This is a genomic window from Neisseria sp. P0021.S007 (assembly GCF_051956855.1).
Genome location: NZ_JBQCXA010000934.1, coordinates 1 through 565 on the forward strand (window position 1 = coordinate 1; position 565 = coordinate 565).

A 565-nucleotide genomic window follows, 5' to 3' on the forward strand; every position below is an offset into this window, starting at 1 on the left:
ACATAGAGTTTCAGCAAGATTCTGTCCGATAACGCATTTTTGTAGACAGAATCCGTCTGAATTTTACAATTAACCTACCCGCAAACGACTTAAAATCTTATTTCAGACGACCTTTGACCTGACGCAAACTTATCCGCCATGCCCCTCATTTACGCCTACCTCGGACTCGCCGCCTCCGCCTTTACCTCCGCCACCATCCTGCCCGGCACGTCCGAAGCCGCCTTCGCCGCGTTTATCTACACCTATCCAGAACAGGCATACGGCGCGTGGTTGTGCGCCGGACTGGCAAACGGCTTGGGCAGCATGGTTTCCTATTGGATGGGGCGGCTGATTCCGTCCAAGAAAATGTCGTCTGAAAAGACCCTGCGCCTGCTCCGACGCTGGGGCACCCTGCCCCTTTTGTTTGCCTGGCTGCCCGTTAGCGGCGACGCGCTGCCCATTGCCGCAGGCTGGCTCAGGCTCAACCCCTACACCTCCGCACTCATGCTCCTGACCGGAAAAATCCTGCGCTACGGCATCATCCTCGCCGGTATCAAAGGCATGATGTAAACCATTTGCGCAAAAC

The 565-nt window shown here is 55.6% G+C and carries 1 protein-coding gene; it reads left to right on the plus strand.

Features of this window, described 5'->3' with window-relative positions; genetic code table 11:
• Nucleotides 1–138 precede the first annotated feature (138 nt).
• Nucleotides 139–549 (plus strand): YqaA family protein, encoded by a 411-nt coding sequence (locus ACTHUR_RS16815; protein ID WP_440399824.1) that lies wholly within the window; start codon nucleotides 139–141, stop codon nucleotides 547–549.
• Nucleotides 550–565: the final 16 nt, after the last annotated feature.